Source organism: Brevibacillus sp. YAE8 (genome assembly GCF_057543335.1).
The window spans coordinates 1-544 of the sequence record NZ_BAAIYG010000146.1 but is presented as its reverse complement, the minus strand read 5'-3'; the positions used below and the strand labels follow the sequence as shown (position 1 = coordinate 544).

Here is a 544-nt window from a genome sequence, read left to right as displayed (position 1 = left end):
CCGACGTAAACGCCATTGTTGCTGCCTTTGTCGACGACCACCTGATCGCTGTACGGGTCATTGCTGGTCGACAGAACCTGAGCCACCATCTTGTGCTCATCCTGACGCAGCGGCGAGCCCAGCAGTTCGCGCAGACGGGCGTTCTCCTGTTTGAATTGGCCAAGCAGCATCAAATCGCTGTTTTTGAGCAGCAATTCCTGACGCAGCGCGCGGTTTTCGAGTTCAAGAGACTGGCGGGTAGCAAACGTGGCGGAAACCTGATCGAGGAATTCACGTGGCGCATTCGACAAGAAATAGAAAGGACTGACGGCAGTGTCCATATAGGTGCGGATCTTAACGAACGTACCTACTTTACTGTCGGCAAAAATCAGGACAATGGCCGTGAGAATAGCCAAAAAAAGTCGCAGTTGCAGGGAAGGCCCCCTGCTAAAAATCGGCTTCATAAAATATGCGAGTTCCTCGGCAACAGAAGGTTTCAGCCAATCAAGTGAAAGATAGCCTAGGCAGGAAAAGTAGCAAGCGAAGCGGATCGAGCGAAAACTAC

At 51.8% G+C, this 544-nt stretch carries 1 protein-coding gene; it reads right to left on the bottom strand.

Annotation, left to right across the window (positions count from 1 at the left end):
- A partial coding sequence (mreC, locus tag AC27IT_RS28080; RefSeq protein WP_487092304.1) for a rod shape-determining protein MreC occupies positions 1 to 544 on the bottom strand: 544 nt, incomplete at both ends.